The organism is Synechococcus sp. PCC 7336 (genome assembly GCF_000332275.1).
GTDB lineage: Bacteria > Cyanobacteriota > Cyanobacteriia > Thermostichales > PCC-7336 > PCC-7336.
Window position 1 is genome coordinate 1480949 of the sequence record NZ_CM001776.1, and the last position, 20413, is coordinate 1501361.

Sequence of the window (20413 nt, forward strand, 5' to 3'; positions counted from 1 at the left end):
AGGGACTTAGTTTGAAGGATCTTAGAAGGCATTAGGCCAGCCCGAGCAGAGTCTGAAGGATAGGAGGAACGGGCAAAACCACTAAAACTAACAGCGTCAAAATTCCCAAACCCAATAGGTCTCTCCGTTCGTCGAGATCGGTCACATCATTGAGAGCGGGCTCGTCAACACTGGATAGAAAGAGCAGTAACAGCGCCCACACTTTGAGCCATTCCTGCATGCTGAAGGCTAACAGCAACACGAGAATGCGGGCCACTTTGCCGATATTGGCTCCCATCTGGTGACCGTAGACGGCATGGACGATATGGCCGCCCCCCAGTTGACCGATGGGCATGAGGTTGAGGGAGATGACCAACAGGCCCAACCAGCCAGCATATCCAATCGGGGAGAAGTGAATCACGTTTCCCGGCTCTAAAGCGCTGCCCAAGACCAGCTTGGCGACGATCGCCAACATGATGGAGAGGCTAGGATCGAATAGATCGAAATTCAGGCGCGCTACGGTCTCCCCCTCGGCGGGGAGGGGAAAAGGCACCACCTCCGAGTGGCTCAACCCCCAAATCAGGAGGGGTAAGGCGATCGCCAAACCCGCTAGCGGGCCAGCAATCGCCACATCAAACAGCGATTTGCGATTGGGCACGGGGCCTTTGAGCTGAACGAACGCGCCAAAGGTGCCTAAAACAAAGGGAACCGGGATGAAATAAGGCAGTGTCGTTTTGAGTTGGTGGCGGCGAGCAACCACATAGTGCCCCAGTTCGTGGGCGGCCAAAATAGCCGACAGGCCGAGGGCGTAAGGCAAGCCCCGCAGTAGGTTCCAGGGGGGGCTAAACAGGGCTTCGGGGGTGACCCCACTGGCGATCGCCCCCACAATGGTGGTGGAGATTAGCGTCGCTACCAGTAGCGCTAAAGCTAACCCCGGTCGCTCGCCCTCATCTGCGATCGCCTCCCCTGCTTTGCGGGCAGCGGGGTTGGGAACCAGCGCAAAGAAGGGCTTGCCCGCAAATCCTTCTTGCAAAACCAAAAGAAAGCGCTCCCCAAATCGGTCCTCGATGTTGCCTTTAATGCGATCGTAAGCTTCATCTGGATCGGAGCGCAGATTGCCGCGACAAACGATCGCCTGGGGTCGATATTCGAGATCCTTCAAGTAATAGACCGTCCAGGGAAAGCAACCCCGCAATTTTTCTTGTGGCACTTCGGCAAGGGAGCGATCTGGGGTCGGTTGCCAACTGGACAGTTGCGGCAGTGCTGCCGCAGGCGAGGGGTTTACGTCTGGCTGCAATTCCGTTGCCCCGTCACTGGCTGTCGAGTCGCGTTCGCGATCGTCAGATGGATCGGGGGTTGATGGATTGCGGGGCGGAGGCTTCAATCGATCGCGCCGTAACAAAATTACACTGGCAATGTAGGAGGCAAAAAAGAGGAGCAAGATCGCTACCGGCGGGGGCTCCCACTGAAACACCTCCACCGACACCACCCAGACAGAAGGGGGCAGCATCATCACACCCCAGAGCAATTGCCAGCGAATATTGGTAAAGCGAGCCACCCCCTGACGCAGCATCCCCAGGATCAATAAACCCAATAGGGCGAGCAAAATCCAATTCATTACTGCTGCTCGCTCCTCAGTTGGCAACCCTGGGTTGAAAAAACTAGTGTAGAACTCAGGGATACCTGATTTCCGATCGCCATCTCTATCACTAGCTATCCTCCACAGGGCAAGGTCGTCAATCCGGCTGAGAGCCCGAGGGCAATCTGCAGTAGTGGGTGCCGCAGGATCCGTCTCTGCGCTCCCATCGCCGCAGAATTGAGCACGCGTTTTATCATTCTAACTGCCCCTTCTCGAGGGTTGGCAGAATTGGCGTGGGAAAGCGACGAGATCGAGGTTGCTCGCAGACTGAGGATGCGGATGGCTAGTCTTCGCGCTTCATCAGCTTTTTGTAGAACGCCCGACTAAAATCTGGCTCTTGGTCCCGTTTGGAAAGACTGACCACGTCGATCAGGAAGTCAATGAATTCGAAATTCGAGAGCGAAATTTCATAGGTCAGCTCTGCGTCTCGATCGAACTGCACCTGGCAGAGGGTGAGGTCGGAGGGAAGGGGCAAGACGGGCCAAGTGGCCACAAAGGGGATGGCGGCTTCCCCTTCTATTTGGCGATTGCCTTCAAAGCTCTTTTGATTGTAAAGTCCCACAGCAAAGGGAAGTAGCGGTCGCCGACCGACAGCGTAGTAGGGGGCATAGACAGAAACTTGTCCGGGATTGGCAGGCTCAATTTCGAGGGTCATAGTTACGCTTTCACAACCGCGATCGACGCTTGCTGGCTATGAACTGCGCAGGGCAGATCGAGGCGATCGCCTCCTCCAGCACCTTCAAGTTACCCGCCCGATAGACTGTTCTTGTCAGCGGGATGCCGTCTGGGATCGCAAAAGGCAGCCCAGATGCGAAAGGCTGCCCCATCGAGGTTTGCGAAGACCGAACAGTCGAGCGCTCGATTCGAGGTGCAGAAATCAGGAGGTGGGGGTATATCGCAGCAGGGTTCCCCGCTGGCCCAAAATGAAACCGCGATCGCCCTCAAAGAACTTGACCGAGTAGAAGTTCGCCGGAATATTTTTGACCTGCTTCACCTGTTCCCAGGTTTGACCGCCATCGGCACTGTGGACGAGGGTGGCACTACCGCCCACCAGCCAAATATTGTCTTCATCTTGATAGGTTGCGCCCAAATAGCCAAAGCTAGTGGTTCTGCCGGGACGTTTGACTTTTTCCCACTCCCCCGTGGTGACATTGTCCGTAAAGGCAATCTCGGCACCGCGATTGATTTTCCAGGCGGAGCCATTGGGTCCAAAGCCCATGTTCTGCAGGCGACGGGAGGAGTCTCGATTGAAGGGCTGCCAGACACGATCCCCCGGTTGATAGAGGGTGTAGAAATTCCCGCGAGAGGAGACTGCGATGTAGGCACCATCCCCTCTGCGGCTGACATTTCTCAAGACGCCGATCGCGTCATCCACCAGAGCTGTCCAGTGTCGTCCCCCATCTTCAGTGCGATAGATAGCCCCCACTGTCGTCACCATCTCAGCCGAGTTGGGACCAATTGCGGCGACTAGCATGGGCTCGCCGGGGAGTTTGTCGCTGAGGGGAATTTGTTCCCAAGTATCGCCACCGCTGGTGGTGTGCAACATCACTTTGGGTTCCCCTGCCACCCAGCCCTCCGGGCCGTTAAAGCTGACCGAATCCAAGTAATAGTCGGGGTTGCTGGTTTGTAGCGTGCGAGCCTCCCAGTTGATGCCGCCATCGCGGGTTTCGAGTAGGGTGCCTTTATCCCCCACAATCCAACCGCGATCGCTGTTGTCGACAAAATCGATCGCGAGTAAGGTGCGATCGACGGGCAGATCCACCACTTGCCAGGGGGAAACCCGCATATTAGGCAAGCCAGCGGCCATGAGAAGCAGAGAGAGAGCAATAGCAACAGCGCGAAGCATCATGAGGCAATGGGGATGAACGACGAACGAGACGAGCAAAGGGGATTATTGGAGCAGGTAAAGGCTCATAAAGAAGGCGAAAGCCGTTGCGAGTGCTCCGAAAATCAAAATATTTTTTTGACCGGGGGTCAAAGTGTTGACGCCGATGCCGTAGCCCAAGTTCTCTTCAAAGCCCGAGGGCTTCCCTTTGGGACCGACATCCTCAAATAGAGCTTGGGAGGCACCGCAGACGGGGCATTTCCAGTCTGCGGGTAAATTCTCAAACGGGACACCAACAGCAATGTTGTTTTGGGGGTCGCCTTTGGTGGGTTCGTAGGCATATCCGCAAGATCGGCACTCGTAGCGGTGCATTTCCTGCGGGGTGAGAGTGGGGCCAGATTCTTCTGCTTCAATATCGCCGCTGAGATCGACGATCGGCGGTTCGACAGAATCGGCAGTTGGGTCGGAAGGGACTGGAGGAATGTCAGCAGGCATTCTCAAAAAGCGCTCGTGCAACTTGCGTACTGCTTTTGATTATGGGTGTTTCTGTTACAAAAATCCATACATTGAGAGATCGCCCATACTTGTTGCGCGGGGGGTGTTGTGCGGGGGGCGATCGCCAAGACACGATCGGTTTAATCTGGTTCGCGGGCACAAGATTGAGGAAGGCGTAGAGATGCTAGATCGAGCCATGCTATACGAAAATGTGCCGCTGTTAGCGATTGGTCTGGTTTTAGGTGGGGCGATTGGAGCTGTGACGGTGGGGGCGATCGCCCCTTGCGAGAGTCCGGCCTTCGGTCGAGCGCTCTCGCGAGCTTCTGAAGCCGTTGCCATTGGCCAGCAGGCCCCCCAACTAGAACCGAGCGAAGCGCTGAGGGAGTGGCGGATGGCCGAGCAACTGTGGAGTGAAGCATTAGCAGATCTCGCTCTTGTCCGTCGATGCAGCCAAAACTATGACGCCGCCCGAGAGCGGCTGGACTCCTACGAGCGCTATCGACAGCAAGTGGAACGCGAGATGGCAAAATTGTCTGCGCTGTGAATCCAGGGTTGGGTTACGGCGACCCGAAGCAATCGAGGCAGAACCTATTCTTTCCCAGTCTCTCAAATTTGCTGGAAAATTTGCTGAAAACCGAGTCTTTCAAAGTCATCCAGATTTAGACGGCTCGGTTCTGTTTCAGAAGACTGAATGCACCACCGAATTAGAATGTCGGCCTCTTTTAAGAGTATATTCTTGCGTTAAAATATCCGTATCGAGAATATTTTGGCTGCTCGCGATATGGAGAGAAAAAAGTTTATCTACTGGCAAGATGAAGATATGTGGTTAGGATACTTTGAAGAGTACCCTGACTACTGGACTTAAGCTGAGACTGAATGGCGGAAAACACGATGCACTCGGCCCCCTAAATCCCCCACTGGTGGGGGACTTGTGAGAGGCTATTGGCTTCGTTCTACAACTTTAATGACCGCGATTCGCTGGTTCGTCTTCCCCGTCTCCAAACCCCAGCTAGCACTGTCGTCAAGTCCCCCAGAATGGGGGATTTAGGGGGTGAATGCAGCGATCGACAGCGCTAGTGAGAGGGACTAATAGGTGTCTCATCAATAGGTGTCTCATCAATAGGTGTCTCATCAAAACTACGGGTTTCAGACTAGACTCGGCTTAAGTGACAGCTAAACCCAACATGCCGAGTGACGTAGATCTGATTCAGTCTCGCTAGAATTCTTTGGCCGTTCATCAACTGTGTCGATCTGAGAAGAGGCCGTTATTGTCCCGAGGGCAGTTCGAGTTACAGTCGAAACACTGCCAAATCACAGCTATGGTGTATCCCGACTTCTCCCGCTTCAAAGCGTTAGCCGCAGCAGGCAACTTCATCCCGGTTTATCGCGAACTCGTCGCCGACCTCGAAACCCCCGTCTCCGCCTGGTACCGCGTTTGTGCCGGACAGCCCTACAGCTTTCTGCTGGAGTCGGTGGAAGGGGGAGAACGCCTAGGTCGCTATAGCTTCTTGGGCTGCGATCCGCTGTGGGTTTTGCAGGCGAGAGGCGATCGCACCCGCCAAACCCACCGTAACGGCAGCGTCACGGAATATAAGGGCGATCCCTTCAACATTCTGGCCGATTGCCTCGCCCCTCTCAAACCCGTTCACCTGCCCGAGTTACCCGCCAGTATCGCTGGCCTAGTCGGCTACTGGGGCTACGACTTAATGCGCTGGATCGAGCCCACTGTGCCGGTGTTCGAGCCCGAACCGGACGATCCGCCGGACGGCCTGTACGTGCAAGTGGACAGTATCCTCATCTTCGACCAAGTCAAGCGCAAAATTTGGGTTGTCGCCTATGCCAATTTACAAGATCGCGACCTCGAAACCGCCTACGCAGACGCTTGCGATCGCGTTCAAGCGCTTGTCGATAAACTGACTGCCCCCCTCGACAGCGCCAAGCTATACCTCAATTGGTCGCCCCCCAGCACCACCGACATTCCTTACACCGCCAGCGTTAGCCAAGAGCGGTTTTGCGAGCAAGTGGTTGCTGCCAAGGAATACATCAAAGCAGGCGATATTTTCCAAGTGGTCTTGTCTCAGCGGCTGACTGCCCCATTCGAGGGCGATCCGTTTACCCTCTACCGCGCCCTGCGGTTGATTAACCCCTCCCCCTACATGGCCTATCTGCAGTTGGGAGACATGCAACTGATTGGGTCGAGTCCCGAAGTGATGGTGAAACTCGATCGCGCAGGCGATCGCAACATCGCCTCTGTCCGACCCATTGCCGGCACCCGCCCGCGCGGTCGCACCCAAGCGGAAGACCTCGCGCTAGGAGAAGAGTTGCTGGTCGATCCGAAAGAGCGGGCCGAGCATGTCATGTTAGTGGACTTGGGCCGTAACGATTTAGGCCGGGTTTGCGATCGCGGCAGCGTTTCGGTAGACGAGCTGATGAGTATCGAGCGTTATAGCCACGTCATGCACATCGTCAGCAATGTCGTGGGGACTTTAGAACCCGATCGCACCGCTTGGGACCTACTGAAGGCCACCTTTCCGGCAGGCACCGTCAGCGGAGCCCCCAAAATTCGAGCCATGCAAATTATTCACGAACTGGAAGGGCTGCGTCGCGGTCCCTACTCTGGCGCCTACGGATTCTACGATTTCACCGGCCAGCTCAATACGGCCATTACGATTCGTACGGCGATCGTCCAGCAAGGCCGAGTGTTCGTGCAGGCAGGGGCGGGCATTGTGGCGGATTCCGAGCCCGAGAAGGAATATCAGGAAACCTTGAATAAGGCGCGGGGCATGTTAGAGGCGATCGCGTTGGCAATGCAGGCTTGAAGAAGAGAGCGATCGCATTGGGCGAGACGGGGCGGGGGAAAACTGGCAGGTGGCTACGGTGGCAACCCATAGAACAGGGAGCCGGAGATGGGGGAGTAATTTTAAGTTATGCGATCGCCCTTCCCCCCTCCAATCCAGCCAAACGCTGAGTTGAAACCCAGCTAGGACAGACTGCAAACCCTTACATTGACTGACTTCGACTGAGCTGAGGTCGTCGGTCGATCTCATACCCAAAATTCCGCGCAAACTCTGAAGATGTGACTCCGATCGTTGACATCCGATACCTTATTTAATATTTCTTTCGATCTACACGCATTTATTTATACTAATCCCCGTGAATATACGCATGTATTTACAACTAGATCGCGGTTAAGTTTGACCCATTCCAGGGATTTCATCGCACTCTCAGCTTGTTTTCACGGCACTCCCATATATGGGTAGGCCACTTGCCGTTTTGTCTGGACGCAGACCGTTTCTATCCCGATAGTAGTCAGGTATTCAGTTCCCATGCCTTTATCTGATTCGCCCCTCAACACTGGCGGTGCGTCGATCGCCTCTGGCCTTGTCCTCAATGACGAACTGCCCAGCGGCTCTCTGCTAGAGCAGGCCAGCTTGGAAGGCAATCCCTTCTCGTCGGCCGCCGAATTCGCTAGCCCTGTGGGGTTTAGCGGGCCGACATCGGGAGACTTAGAGTTGGCTGGCTCATTCGAGGGAGAAGCCATCCCCTTCGAACTGGAAGACCCCAACCAACTGTTCCCCACTGCCCCCTCCAGTTCGGGCTCGGGCTCTCCAGGCAACAGTTTTCTCTCTTCTCTGGGCTCCGAAGCGGCTGCGACATCACCCGATGCCCTCGCAGGGGAAGGGACGCTCGCGCTACTGGAGGGCGATGTTGGCTTTGTCACGGCGGCGATCGCCGAACCGTCCAGTGGAGCGACCCTCAGTCTGGCCACCACCTCAGACAGCTCGCTTGCCTCTGCCAGCCTCACCACCTCTCAAACCATTGAGCTACCCCAGCAGGGGTTCTCGGTGGTCGCCGAAGGGCAATTGTTTATCAATACGGGCGGAGATTTTGACGGGCAACCCCTAGACCCTAGCGACGATGCACTGATTTATGCAGCCGGTGGATTTACGATCAACAGCCGCCCAGTCCTGCCGGTGGAAAGGGATGCGAATGGCGATACGGTGACGGACGCGAATGGATTGCCCATTTTAATTGAGGGGGCGATCGCCGTTGCCGCCAACGTCACCACCCTCAACGCCCCCACCGACCTCTACAGCAATCTGGTTCCGCCGCAAATTGTGACCGAGCAGACGGTCACGGTGTCGGACTGGCAGCAGTTGCGGGATAGTCGTCTGGCGGAGTTGCCTGTCGATATCCCGACGGTGACCCGACTGTCCAATCTCAATACGGTGGCGGATTTCGAGTCCGCCGTGCCCAGTGGGGCCAGTGCCGACAATCCCACGCTCTTGCGGATCGAGCAGGGGGGCTTAACCTTGCCGGATGGAGTCAGTCTCAGCAATGCAGTGCTGATTGTGGAGGCTGGGGCGATTAATTTCAATGGCTCGGCCACGTTTGAGCATGTGGTGTTGGTGGCCAATGGCGGCAATGTCGATTTGGGGGGCATTCAGGCGACTGGGTTGGAGGTGTATGGCTCGGGCACCCTCAACATGAATGCGCAGGCTAGCTTTAGCGGCGCGAACAGCTTGGCGGTGGGGGGCAGCGCTCAGTTCAACGGTCGTACCGCCACGACCGAACCGGCAGATTTTGTGCAGGTGTCGGCGTTAGGAAATCTGACCTTCAATGCTGTGGCCGATACGCGGGCGGAGTTTCGTACGGCGTCCGATTTTACCTTTAACAATTCAGCTCAATTAGTTGGCTCGATTGGAGCGAAGCAGAACATCTTTTTCAATGGCGATGCCACGGTGATTGGGGCCTCGGTGGGGGATGGCGATGCGATTCGGTTGGTGGAAGGCAGCGAGTTTACGGTGACGGCAGAGCAACTGTTGGCGATACCGGAGCAGCCCAGCCTATTGCGTTTCACCTATGACAATCTGCTGTTCGATACCGCCGACCCAGATTCGGTTAACGATGCCTTTGAAGTGGCATTGGTGGATGCAACTGGTAACCCATTGGTGCCTGCAATTGGGGGCGATCTGTCTGCGTTTTTCAACATCACGGAGGGATTGGCGATCGCCACGGGGTCTGGCGTCACCGTTAACGGTCAAACCGTCACGGTCGATTTGTCGGGGATTTCTCCAACAGCAGAGGCCAATCTGATTTTCCGACTGGTGAATAACGACGAGGATACGACAACTGAGGTTACGATTCGCAATATCGAGCTTTTGGGGGGCGGCAGTGGAGTCGCGCCGAGTGGCGTGCCCGAGGTGGCGACAGCGGCGCTGACGACTGCGATTGACTTTAGTGGGTTGGAGGATGTGTCGGCCAGCATTCGGGCGGAGTACGGTCGCACCACTTGGGATATTGATGGCACGAGGCTGTTTGCGGACTTAGCGGCGCTCAATCGCGGCGGGTTTGATGTGGGCGGGCGATTGTTGGCGGTGGTGGAGAATATTAGTTCGCCGGATGTGCGCTTGCAGCAGTTTGATGGATTTACGCCGGAGGGATTGCGCTATCTCGATTTGACCCATTTGATTGAGGATGGCATTCTCTCGCCGGATGAGGTGAGTGGCAGTCGAGAACTGGTGTTCCTCAATCCCGGACAGGTGCAGTTTGACTACGATTTGACCTTTTTGGCTCAGCTCAATCGGGCTCCCGAGTTTGTGACGCAGCCAGATGTGGAGGTGGTGGCGGGGCAATCCTATCGCTACGATGCCGATGCTGCTGACTTGGATGGAGATGCGTTGGTCTATACGCTGCTGACGGGACCGAAGGGGCTGACGGTGGATGCGGCGACGGGGTTGGTTAGTTGGGAGACGACGGCTGGGGATGCGGGCACCCATGTGGTGACGCTGGAGGTGTCGGACGGGCGCGGCGGCATTGATACTCAAATCTATGTGTTGGAGGTGGTGGGAGAGATCCCCAATCGTCCGCCTGTGTTTGTGTCAACGCCTGTGGTAGATGCCAATGTGGGGTTGGCCTATGAATACGATGCCGATGCGGTGGATGCGGATGGAGATGTACTCACCTATACGTTGTTGGATGGGCCGGAGGGATTGGCGATCGATCCGGGGACGGGGTTGATTGAGTGGGAGCCGACGAGCGAGCAATTGGGGTTGCGAGCGGTAACGGTGCAGGTGGAAGACAGTCGCGGCGGCGTGGCGATTCAGAACTACGACATTTTGGTACAGCCCGATCCCGAAAACAATGCGCCTATTATCATTAGCGATCCGCTGACTCAATTTGGTCTATCGGGTTTAGCAAATCCTGCTACGGGAGATGTGAATCCCGATGCGATCGATCTCAACTTGAATGTGGGAGAAAGTTCGACCCAGACGATCTCGCTCACGTTACCTGAGGATACTGTCACCACGGCTGTCGATGTCTTTCTCTTATTTGACGATACGGGTAGCTTTGCCAGCACAGCGCCGACACTAGTGTCTCAGTTCCCGAATGTGATTGACCAACTGGATATCTTGCTACCCAACATCGATTTTGGTTACGGCGTCGGGCGGTTTGAGGATTACTTTGGCTCTGACAAATCTTTTGTGCTCAACCAACCCATTATTAATACCAACACGACTGGCTTCAGTGACGCGATCGCCGACGCCCTCAACCGTCGTGCCCCAGGAGGAGGGGGAGATGGTCCCGAATCGTTGATTGAAAGTCTATTTCAAGTGGCTACAGGTGCGGGCTTCGATACTGATGGCGATGGCGATACCACCGATCGCGGCCCTGCTGGTTCCAACGACGCTCAATTGCTCGGTGGTGGCGACATTCCAGCCTTCGATACGTTTGAGCCGAACGCTGGTTTGAATGTCTTAGCTCCCAGCGGCAGGTTGGGTGGAGTGGGTTTTAGAGAAGGAGCCTTGCCGATTATTTTGGCCGCCACGGATGTCGGGACTGCCTATCAACCGGATGGGACCACGACGATTACTGGCAGTGGTGGTGTAACATTGCCGATCTCTGAGTTTCTCAGCAGCTCTCGCGGCTCTACCCCTGGAGGTCGCGGGGCTACGATTCAAGGCACAGTCGATGCTTTAAACGACTTAGGAGCTTTGGTGATTGGATTGGGCACGGGCACCTCAGCGACCTCTGCTCCCCGCCGAACTTTGCAAGCCTTATCGATTGTGACAGGGGCGGTGAACGGATCTTCTGAGGCGATCGAGAGTGGCATTTCTGGCGATCCAGTTTCCCCAGACGATCCGTTCTATTTCTTAATCAACCGTTCTTCAGGAAGCAATTTGGCCACAGGCATCGTGTCTGCTATTCAGTCGGCAGTGACTGCAGTTGATTTCGATATTGATGTCATCCCATCCGATCCGACGGTTTCGGTGACGAATCTAACTGGCGTGGTTGCAGGGATAGGAACTGGCGAGACTGCTACCTTCGAGCTTGAGTTTGCAGGGGAGAGCACGGCGCGAGCCTTTGACTTGCAGTTTGTTCGAGCGGGCACGGAAACCGTACTGGGCTCCATTCCCGTCACTATCAATAACGATTATTTCTACGACACTGACGCCATCGATCCCGATGGGGATATCCTTACCTACAGTCTGTTAGAGGCCCCCGACGGAGCCACGATTGATGCCGCCAGCGGTCTGATTGCCTTTGAACCCACTCAAAATGGCGAGTTTGACTTCACCGTGCAAGTGGAAGATGGGCGCGGCGGCTTCGACAGTCAAACTTACATGTTAGACGTGACCGGCATTGCTCCCGGCAGCATTAGCGGCACCAAATTCAACGATCTAGACGCAGACGGCATCTTGGACGATGTCGAAGTGCCCGTCGAGCCAGGCTTACCGGGAGTGACCATCTTCCTCGACGACAATGGCAACAATCAGCGGGACGATGGGGAACGGTTTACCACCACCGATGCCAATGGCAATTACACGTTCTCCGGTCTGTTGCCCGGAACTTACACGGTCGCGGAAGAGCTCCAACCGGGTTGGGAACAGACAGCCCCTACCGGATTCACCCACGAGGTCGTGGTGGCCTCCAGCCAAGCGGTAACAGACATCAATTTCGGCAACCGCGAAGTACCGCTCGCCCCCAACCAATCGCCAGAATTTGTCACAGAGCCAGATACGGCTGATATTTTTGCAGGGGATTTCTTCAGATACGAGGCGCGGGCAGAAGATCCTGAGCGCGAGCGGCTCACCTACGATTTAGCCTTGGCTCCTGCCGGTGCATTGGTCAATCCAGAAACGGGCTTGGTGTTGTGGCAAACTCGACCGGAGCAAATTGGCCTGCAGAATTTTGTCTTGCGGGTACAGGATGAAAGCGGCGGTGTGGAATTGCAAGCGTTCCAATTAGTGGTGCAACCGCCCAATATCGCCCCCACGATTACTTCGGCTCCTCCAGTGCAGGCGATCGCCGAGCTGCCCTTCCAATATCAAGTGCTGGCCCAAGATGCCGATGGCACCGTAGTCGAATATCGCCTCGATAGTGCTCCGGCAGGCGTGGCGATCGAGCCGACCACTGGCCTGGTGAGCTGGACCCCCAGCGCCGCTCAAATCGGTCCGACCACGGTTGAAGTGACGGCGATCGACGATCGCGCTGCTGAAGTCAGCCAAACCTTCAGCCTCGACGTGGTAGCCGCTGCCCCCAACGATGCCCCCGCGATCGTTTCCACCCCGCGCACCAGCACGCAGGTGGGTTCGCCCTACTTCTACACAGTCCAAGCCAACGACCCCAACGGCGACCCCCTCAGCTTCACCCTGCTCGACGCCCCCGCAGGCATGACCGTCGATGCACAAGGCAATCTCGCTTGGCTGCCCACCCCCGACCAATTTGGCGACAACACCGTCACGGTTGAAGTGAGTGACGGTCGGGGCGGCATCGCGCAACAGAGCTTCACCCTCTCAGTGGTGGCCCAGCGCCTCAATCAAACCCCCGAGATTACCTCGGTTCCCACCAGCTTCAGCGCCACCCTCGGGAACGAATATGTCTATGACGCAGTGGGGATCGATGCCGATGGCGATCGCCTTTTCTGGAGTCTAGAAACCGCCCCCCTCGGTTTATCGTTAGACCCCCAAACCGGCACCCTACGCTGGACCCCCACCGCCGATCTCGTCGGTCGCCACGAAGTCATCCTGCAGGCCACCGACAGTCAGGGAGCCTTTGTCAGTCAAGGGTTTACCCTCACCGTTCGCGGTGCCAATCTCCCCCCCGAAATCCTCTCGCCTCCCCTCACTCAAGCAGCATTGGGGCTCCCCTATGCCTACGCCGTCGTAGCACGAGATGAGGAAGAGGATGCCATTAGCTTCGCGTTGGAATCGGCTCCAGCGGGCATGACCATTGACGGCCAAACCGGTTTGATTAGCTGGACGCCCGATACCCTCGGTCCGGTCGAGGTGACGGTAGCGGCGAGTGACAGTCAGGGAGCCATTAGTCGCCAGAGTTACACCCTGGCAGTGACGGAAACGGCAGCGAACCAAGCGCCTGCCATCACCTCTCAGCCGATCTTTGTGGCAACGCCAGATACCCCCTACAGCTATCAAGTCACTGCTGCCGATCCCGATGCGGGGGATACTCTCACCTTCCAGTTGTTGGAGGGACCGGCGGGAATGGCGATCGATCCGGCCACCGGGCTCTTGAGTTGGGACCCAACTGCTTTAGATATCGGCACGTTTAGCGTGTCGGTGGAGGTGGTGGACGCTGGCGGTTTGGCTGGGGCTCAGCAATATACGCTGACGGTGTTGCCCAATACTGCTCCGGTGATTCTTTCCGCTCCGGTGACGCAAGCGGCGGCAGGACAGATCTATCGTTACGACCTGCGAGCAGCAGACCCCGATGGAGATGCGGTGCAGTTTGAGTTGCTGCAGGCACCAGCTGGCTTGACGATTGATGGGTTGGGTCGCATTCGCTGGGAGCCCGGATTGGCGGATGCCGGTCCAGCCACTGTGGAAGTTCGGGCGACGGACGGGCGCGGCGGGATTGCCACGCAGCTTTTCGAGCTGACGGTGGCGGTGGACGATATTGTGCCGACGGTGGATGTGTTCCCCAGTCTTCGTCCGGTGGGAGTTGGGGAGAGTGTGACGCTGTTTGCGACTGCTGCGGACAATGTGGGGGTAGAATCGCTCAGTTTGACGGTGAATGGGGTGGCGGTGCCTCTGGATTTGAATGGGTTCTATACGTTTGCGCCGGAGGTGGCGGGGGATGTGGTGGCGATCGCTACGGCCACGGATGCGGCGGGGAATAGTTCTCAGGCTCAGACGAGCTTTCAGGCGATCGACTTTAGCGATGTGGAAGCGCCTGTCATCGATCTGCCAGACTTGTCAGATTTAATAATCACCGCGCCCACCGACATTATCGGTACGGTGAGTGACGACAACTTGCAGTTCTACACGCTCTCGGTTGCCCCCATTGGCACTGAGAACTTCCAGGAAATCTTCCGAGGGACGACCCCAGTGGTGGATGGAGTGTTGGGGAGTTTTGACCCGACTTTGTTGCAGAACGATGCTTACACATTGCGATTGGAGGCAGTTGATGCGGGAGGTAATTCTATTTCAGTCGATCGCACCGTCAACGTCGCGGGCGATCTGAAACTCGGAAACTTCCAGCTATCCTTTACGGATTTAGAGATCCCCATTGCAGGGATACCCATTACTATCACTCGGACCTACGACACCCTGACTTCCAATATTAGTGATGACTTCGGCTTTGGTTGGCGACTGGAATTCCGCGACACCAACCTGCAGACCAGTCTGGGCCGAGACGAAGTATTCGAGCAATTCGGCATCCGAACACAAGCCTTTGACGAACGCACTCGTGTTTACATCACATTGCCGGGCGGTCAGAGACAAGCTTTCACCTTTGCACCTACAATCGATCCCATCTCTGCATTCTTCCCCTCCATCGGGGGAGGAGACCCTACCTTGTTCAAGCCCGCCTTTATTGGAGATGCTGGAGTCACAAGCACTCTAGAGGTTGAAGATGTTCGATTAGGTCGCGCTGCAGACGGAACCTTCTTTGGACTCAATGGCAGTGGGTACAATCCGGCAGATGCCGCGTCGGGGTTTGGCGGTTTTTATAAGCTCACGACCAAAGAGGGCGCAATCTACCGAATTGATGCCAATACCGGTGATGTGGAGACCATTACCGATCCTAACGGGAACACCATTACCTTTACTGACGCTGGAGTGGCTAGCTCCACAGGACAGGCGATTGACTTCGAACGGGATGCCAACAACCGAGTGGCAGCTATCCTCGACCCACTTGGAGAACGCATTCTTTATGAGTACGATGTGGAGGGAGATTTGATCGCCGTCACCAATCGAGAAGAGAATACAACTCAATTTAACTATTTAGACACGAGAACCCATTTCTTAGATGAAGTCATCGATCCGTCAGGCAATCCTGGTGCGCGTATCAACTATGACGAACAGGGCCGTCTACAACAGGTTTTAGATGTTAACGGAGAAGCAACTCTATTCAGTTTCGATCCCAATAATTCAGTTCAAGATATTACAGATATTTTTGGGACTACTCGTATATACGAATATGATGAACGGGGCAATATCCTAACCGAGATCGATCCGACCAACACAATCGTTCGACGTAAGTATGATATCAACAACAACATTATTGAGGAAATTGTCTCGACAGGCCCCTCTGAATCGGACGTGCAAGTTACAACCTTCACCTACGATAATCTCAGCAACCGCTTGAGTAGAACTAATCCTCTTGGAGAAACAGATCTCTATACCTATACCTCCGGCAGTCAACTGACAAGTCGAGTCAATCCATTAGGCCACTCAACACTGTTTGAATACGATGATAATGGCAATTTAAGGTTGAGACAAGATGCAGAAGGTAACATTACAATATATAACTATGATAGTCGTGGGAACCTTTTAGTTGTTGACGAAGGAACTGCTGGTATTACAACCTTTACCTACGATCGCTTTAACAATGTTGAGTCTGAAACTGACGCACTTGGCAATACAACTATCTTTACTTACGACCTAAATGGAAATCAACTCACTGAATCAAGGATAGCCACTACTCCAGAGGGAGTGAGGACAATACTTTCGAGAACAGAATATGATAGAGAAGGGAATATAGTTTTAAGTGTTAATCCAGAGGGCGAGGAAACTCGCTCTGAATACGATGCAAATGGAAGAAGAGTCACAGAGATAGATGCTCTCGGGCGTCGAACAAATTTTGTTTACGACGAGAAGGGGAATCTCATTGAAACAATTTTCCCAGACAATACCCCTGAAAATCTGAGTGACAATCCAAGAATTCAATCTGGTTTCAATGCAGCTGGCAATCAAATAGGGTTTATCGACCGTGAAAATAATATATTTGGCTATACATATTCCGCTATCGATCAAATTTCAAGCTTTATTTTGCCTGACAATTCTCCCGAAGATCTAAATGACAACGATCGCTTTTCCATTGATTACGATATAACGGGATTGGTATCCCAAATCACTCATCCAAACGATCGGATTACAGAGCTAGAATATGATTTAGCAGGACGACTGGTAACAACTCGTGAATTTGTCAGTGAGGGGCTATTCGCAGAATTTAATGTTATTTATGATGCTGATGGCAGAGAGATTGCCAGGATAAATCCGCTAGGAGAAAAAACGGAGTTCATTTATGACAATCTCGATCGACTGATTGAAACTATTTATCCTGATTTAAGCCGTGAAACCAGAGAATACGATCGTTCAGGCAATCTCTTAGGTATTGTCGATCGCAATGGAGACAGTACAAGATTTGAATATGATTTACTAAATCGTGTTACTGCTGTCGTCAACCCTCTCGGTCATCGCACCGAGTATGAATACGATGAAGTTGGCAATCTCATTCTCCAACGAGATTCTAATGAGAATGAAACTCGGTTTGAATACGATGGCATAGGTCGCCAAACGGCGATTGTTCTGCCCTTGAGCCAGCGCAGCCAGACTGTCTATGATGATGTAGGAAATGTCATTCAGAGAATTGATTTTAATGGAGAGACAACCAACTTTGAATACAATGCAGAAAATCTTCTAACAGGTATCGACTTCTTATCTGAAGGCCGTACCCTAGAATTCACCTACACGCCTAATGGCCGAAGAGGCACGGCAATTGACGAACGCGGCACCACTATTTATGAGTATGATGCCCAAGGCAATATTATCTCTCGCACAGAGCCTGATGGCAGGAATGTCAGTTACACCTACGATACATCTGGGAATGTGACAAGTGTAACCACCGGTTCTGGTACAACTCAATATGTCTACGATCTCCTCAATCGATTGGATACTGTTACTCGAAATGGTGAAATTACAGATTATGATTACGATCTCACTGGTAATATCACCCGCATTAAGTATCCAAATGGAATTATCGAGTCAAGAGAATACGATAGAGAAAGTCGTGTTACCTCTATAAACAGTCAAACACAGGCAGGTAATATTCTTGCCAGCTATCAGTATACCTATGATGCTGCTGGCAACATTACATCCGTTGAAGAGCTAGATGGACGGATTGTTACCTATACCTATGATGAGCTCAATCAGCTCCTTCGAGAAGAGATCCAAGATCCTATTTCTGGCAATAGAACACTTGAATATACTTACGATAAAGTCGGCAACCGACGGTCACTAGTAGATTCTATCGTTGGTAACATCAGCTATGTCTATGACGATAACGATCGCTTGATTTTAGAAATTGAGCCTGACAATACAATCGCTTACTCCTATGACGAAAATGGCAATTTACTAAGATCTGAAGGGTTAGATGGCAACAGCAATCAATATACATGGAACTCCCAAAATCAACTAGTTCAAGTGGAATCCTTACTAGCTGGAGAGATCCAGACAGTTGTGCAATATTCCTACGATGCTGATGGTATTCGTATTGCAACCAATGTTAATGGTGAAGAGATTCGATACCTTATAGATAATAGTCAAGAGTTCGAGCAGGTGCTGGAGGAGTATACTCCAGATCTGACTACATTGAGATCGTATGTACACGGCCTATCTAGAATCTCTGAAAGTGAAGACGGTGTTTCGACATTCTTATTACATGACGAGCACAGTGGTATTAGGCAAATAACCGATGGAAATGGTCAAGTTCTACAGGAATATGCTTACGATGCTTATGGCAACCCTTCTATTGATGCCGATCGACCAGTAAATGAATTTCTTTATCAAGGTGAGGCTTACGATGAAGCAGTCGATTTGCAATATCTCCGAGCCCGCTATTACGATCCATCTATTGGACGATTTATCAGCACCGATCCTTTCCCAGGATTTATCCAAGTTCCACAATCTCGACATAAATATCTCTATGCTAATAACAATCCAGTCAATATCACGGATCCAAGTGGATTGATCTCTACTACAGGGCAGGCGAGTGCAGCGCTAGGTGTGCTACAAATTATCCTAGGAACTTACCTTGCTGCAATTGGCTTATCGGTTGCACAAAGTGCGGTAACAAGCTTGGGTGGTGGTAACGTTGAGTGGACAGGTACTCTCACTCTTGGGAGCACAGGGCCATTATTACCTCAGTTACCTGGGATCAGCGTATTTGAAGGTGAAGGTAGTTTGCGCGGAACTGCTCAAGGCCAATCTACAACTGTTGAAGTATTCTCAAATCGATGGTTTCAAATTACATCTGGTGTCACAGGCTTACCATCAGCGCCATTACCAGATATTCCTTCTTTTACCTCAACGAGGAAAGCTACTTTATTCTCTCCAGGTTTTATTGGGGCTCAAGCAGGAGCCCTAACAGGTGGAGCCACTTTTATAAGTGGGCGGGCGGGGCTAGCCTCTGGTGGAGCAATAGAACTTGGGTTTGGCATTGGGAACTTTGCTGATGGCTTCGATCAAAGTTTCAGTCGAACCGATAATGTTTCATTAAGTACAAGAGTTGGTTTTTCACTTCCACTTGGTAAGCCAGATAATGATTTTGATGTTCGTGTTACGATGTGAGTTAAATTTTACCTAGTAAATAACATGTATCTTAAAATATTTGATGATGGCTTACATTTGTGGAATGATTTGTCGCTCTATTTTAAATTCTTGCTAGTAGTCTACGTCGTTTCAGGTTCAGTATTAGGCTATCGCTATGTGTTTGGCACTATCATGAAGTACCGTGTATCAAAAGGCTTACTTCCTATTAGATTAAAAGAGTTTCCAGTCTATCAAGCTGACAGGCAGAGATATGCAGAGATCAAAAATCGATGTGACAATTTCATTAACTTAACTCTTAATGGCCAATCTTCTATCCTTCGTCTGAGCTCCTCTGATATCAATGAGATGTTCTTAATGGGAAGAAGTCGTAGTAAGGCTTCGCCAGGGCGGCATGATTATTACAAGATCGAAGATGAGCGTATCATTCAAACAACAATTGAATGGCCTGAGATTACTCGAGATGGATGTTATACGCAAAGAAGAGAAATCACTTTTTCACAAAGACAAGAGGATTGGATAGAGAACTCACATTTCTTTAACAGTCAAGATCATCTACTTAGTAGTCCTAAGGAATGCTATTCAAATGTAAGATTACGTGACTCAAAGATAGTTTCAAACGTTCTCGGAGTAACGCAATATACTGGAATCCTAAAAAGAACCGATCCAGAAAGATATGAAGAATATGCAAGACTGACAGAGTCTTTTAAAGAAGTAAAAATCAAAGATAATACTCTCACTTTTGTTTCATAGTTTACCGATCCTAAGAGCCGACTATAGCGATTCTAGATGAACTATAAATATCGAACCTTGATATCGCTGAGTTTCAGCTCTCGAAGCGTTTACAACTAATTTAGGATCGCTATATGTATCTTGAGATCTATGGAATTGGTCGGCATTTGTGGAATACTTTGCCAGCTTATGGGAAATTGCTGCTAGTAATCTACACAGTCTCAGGCTCAGTATTAGTCTATCGCTATGTGTTTGGCGCTATCATGAAGTACCGTGTATCAAAAGGCTTACTTCCTGATAGATTGAAAGAGTTTCCTGTCTACCAAACTAGCAGACAAAGATATACAGAGGTTAAGACCCGTTGTAATAGTTTTGTTGCCCTAGCTCTCAATGGCCACTCTTCTATCCTTCGCTTGAGTTCCTCCGACATCAATGAGATGTCTTTAGTAGGGAAGAGTTGTAGTAAGACTTTGCCAGGGCGACACGATTATTACAAGATTGAGAATGGATATATCGTTCAGAGAAGAATCGAGTGGCCTGAGATGACGCGAGATGGATGCTGTACCACGAGAAGAGAAATTACTTTTTCAAAGCAGGGAGAGAATTGGCTGGAGAATTCGTATATTCTGAATGGTCAAGATCGCCTATTTAATAACTCCAAGGAGTACCATTTGAGTGTAAGGTTGCGTGACTCAGAGTTCATCTCAAACATTCTTGGAGGAACAAGATATACTAGTATTTTAAAAAGATCTGACTCAGAAATATATAAAGAATACATGACATTGACAAAAGCTTTCAAAGAGATAAAAATTGAAGGTGACAGGCTCGTTTTTGTCTCATAGTCTTCTCCAGGGTAGTCGCACTTAGTTTCGTATTAATTGTACTTGATAAAAC

The 20413-nt window shown here is 52.2% G+C and carries 10 protein-coding genes; 5 read left to right on the top strand and 5 right to left on the bottom strand.

Annotated features, from left to right (window positions below; genetic code table 11):
* Window positions 1-31: 31 nt before the first annotated feature.
* The 5 genes from SYN7336_RS07175 to SYN7336_RS07195 form a co-directional block, all read right to left on the bottom strand.
* Window positions 32-1597, bottom strand: a complete 1566-nt coding sequence (locus SYN7336_RS07175) for a site-2 protease family protein (RefSeq protein WP_017325252.1) — start codon at window positions 1595-1597, stop codon at window positions 32-34.
* A 304-nt stretch (window positions 1598-1901) separates the two neighbouring features.
* Window positions 1902-2273 carry a type IV pilus biogenesis protein EbsA gene (gene ebsA, locus SYN7336_RS07180; protein ID WP_017325253.1) on the bottom strand — a complete coding sequence of 124 codons (372 nt, stop codon included), beginning with the start codon at window positions 2271-2273 and terminating at the stop codon, window positions 1902-1904.
* A gap of 10 nt (window positions 2274-2283) precedes the next feature.
* Entirely contained in the window at window positions 2284-2445 is a 162-nt protein-coding gene (locus SYN7336_RS30660) for a hypothetical protein (protein WP_017325254.1), read from the bottom strand.
* A 50-nt stretch (window positions 2446-2495) separates the two neighbouring features.
* Complete coding sequence (locus tag SYN7336_RS07190) at window positions 2496-3464, bottom strand: photosynthesis system II assembly factor Ycf48 (protein WP_227498617.1); 969 nt, start codon at window positions 3462-3464, stop codon at window positions 2496-2498.
* A gap of 45 nt (window positions 3465-3509) precedes the next feature.
* On the bottom strand, window positions 3510-3938 hold the full coding sequence (locus tag SYN7336_RS07195; RefSeq protein ID WP_017325256.1) for a rubredoxin: 429 nt from the start codon (window positions 3936-3938) through the stop codon (window positions 3510-3512).
* A 181-nt stretch (window positions 3939-4119) separates the two neighbouring features.
* On the opposite strand from SYN7336_RS07195, the gene SYN7336_RS07200 reads away from it, so the two are divergent.
* From SYN7336_RS07200 to SYN7336_RS07225, 5 genes are all read left to right on the top strand, one after another.
* Entirely contained in the window at window positions 4120-4482 is a 363-nt protein-coding gene (locus SYN7336_RS07200) for a hypothetical protein (protein ID WP_038025792.1), read from the top strand.
* A gap of 775 nt (window positions 4483-5257) precedes the next feature.
* On the top strand, window positions 5258-6757 hold the full coding sequence (gene trpE / locus SYN7336_RS07210; protein ID WP_017325259.1) for an anthranilate synthase component I: 1500 nt from the start codon (window positions 5258-5260) through the stop codon (window positions 6755-6757).
* Window positions 6758-7264: 507 nt separating this feature from the next.
* Window positions 7265-18808: a putative Ig domain-containing protein gene (locus tag SYN7336_RS24870; RefSeq protein ID WP_017325260.1), complete on the top strand. Its 11544-nt coding sequence runs from the start codon at window positions 7265-7267 to the stop codon at window positions 18806-18808.
* Between the two features lie 24 nt (window positions 18809-18832).
* Entirely contained in the window at window positions 18833-19540 is a 708-nt protein-coding gene (locus SYN7336_RS29605; protein ID WP_017325261.1) for a hypothetical protein, read from the top strand.
* Window positions 19541-19653: 113 nt separating this feature from the next.
* Window positions 19654-20361, top strand: a complete 708-nt coding sequence (locus SYN7336_RS07225; RefSeq protein ID WP_017325262.1) for a hypothetical protein — start codon at window positions 19654-19656, stop codon at window positions 20359-20361.
* Window positions 20362-20413: the final 52 nt, after the last annotated feature.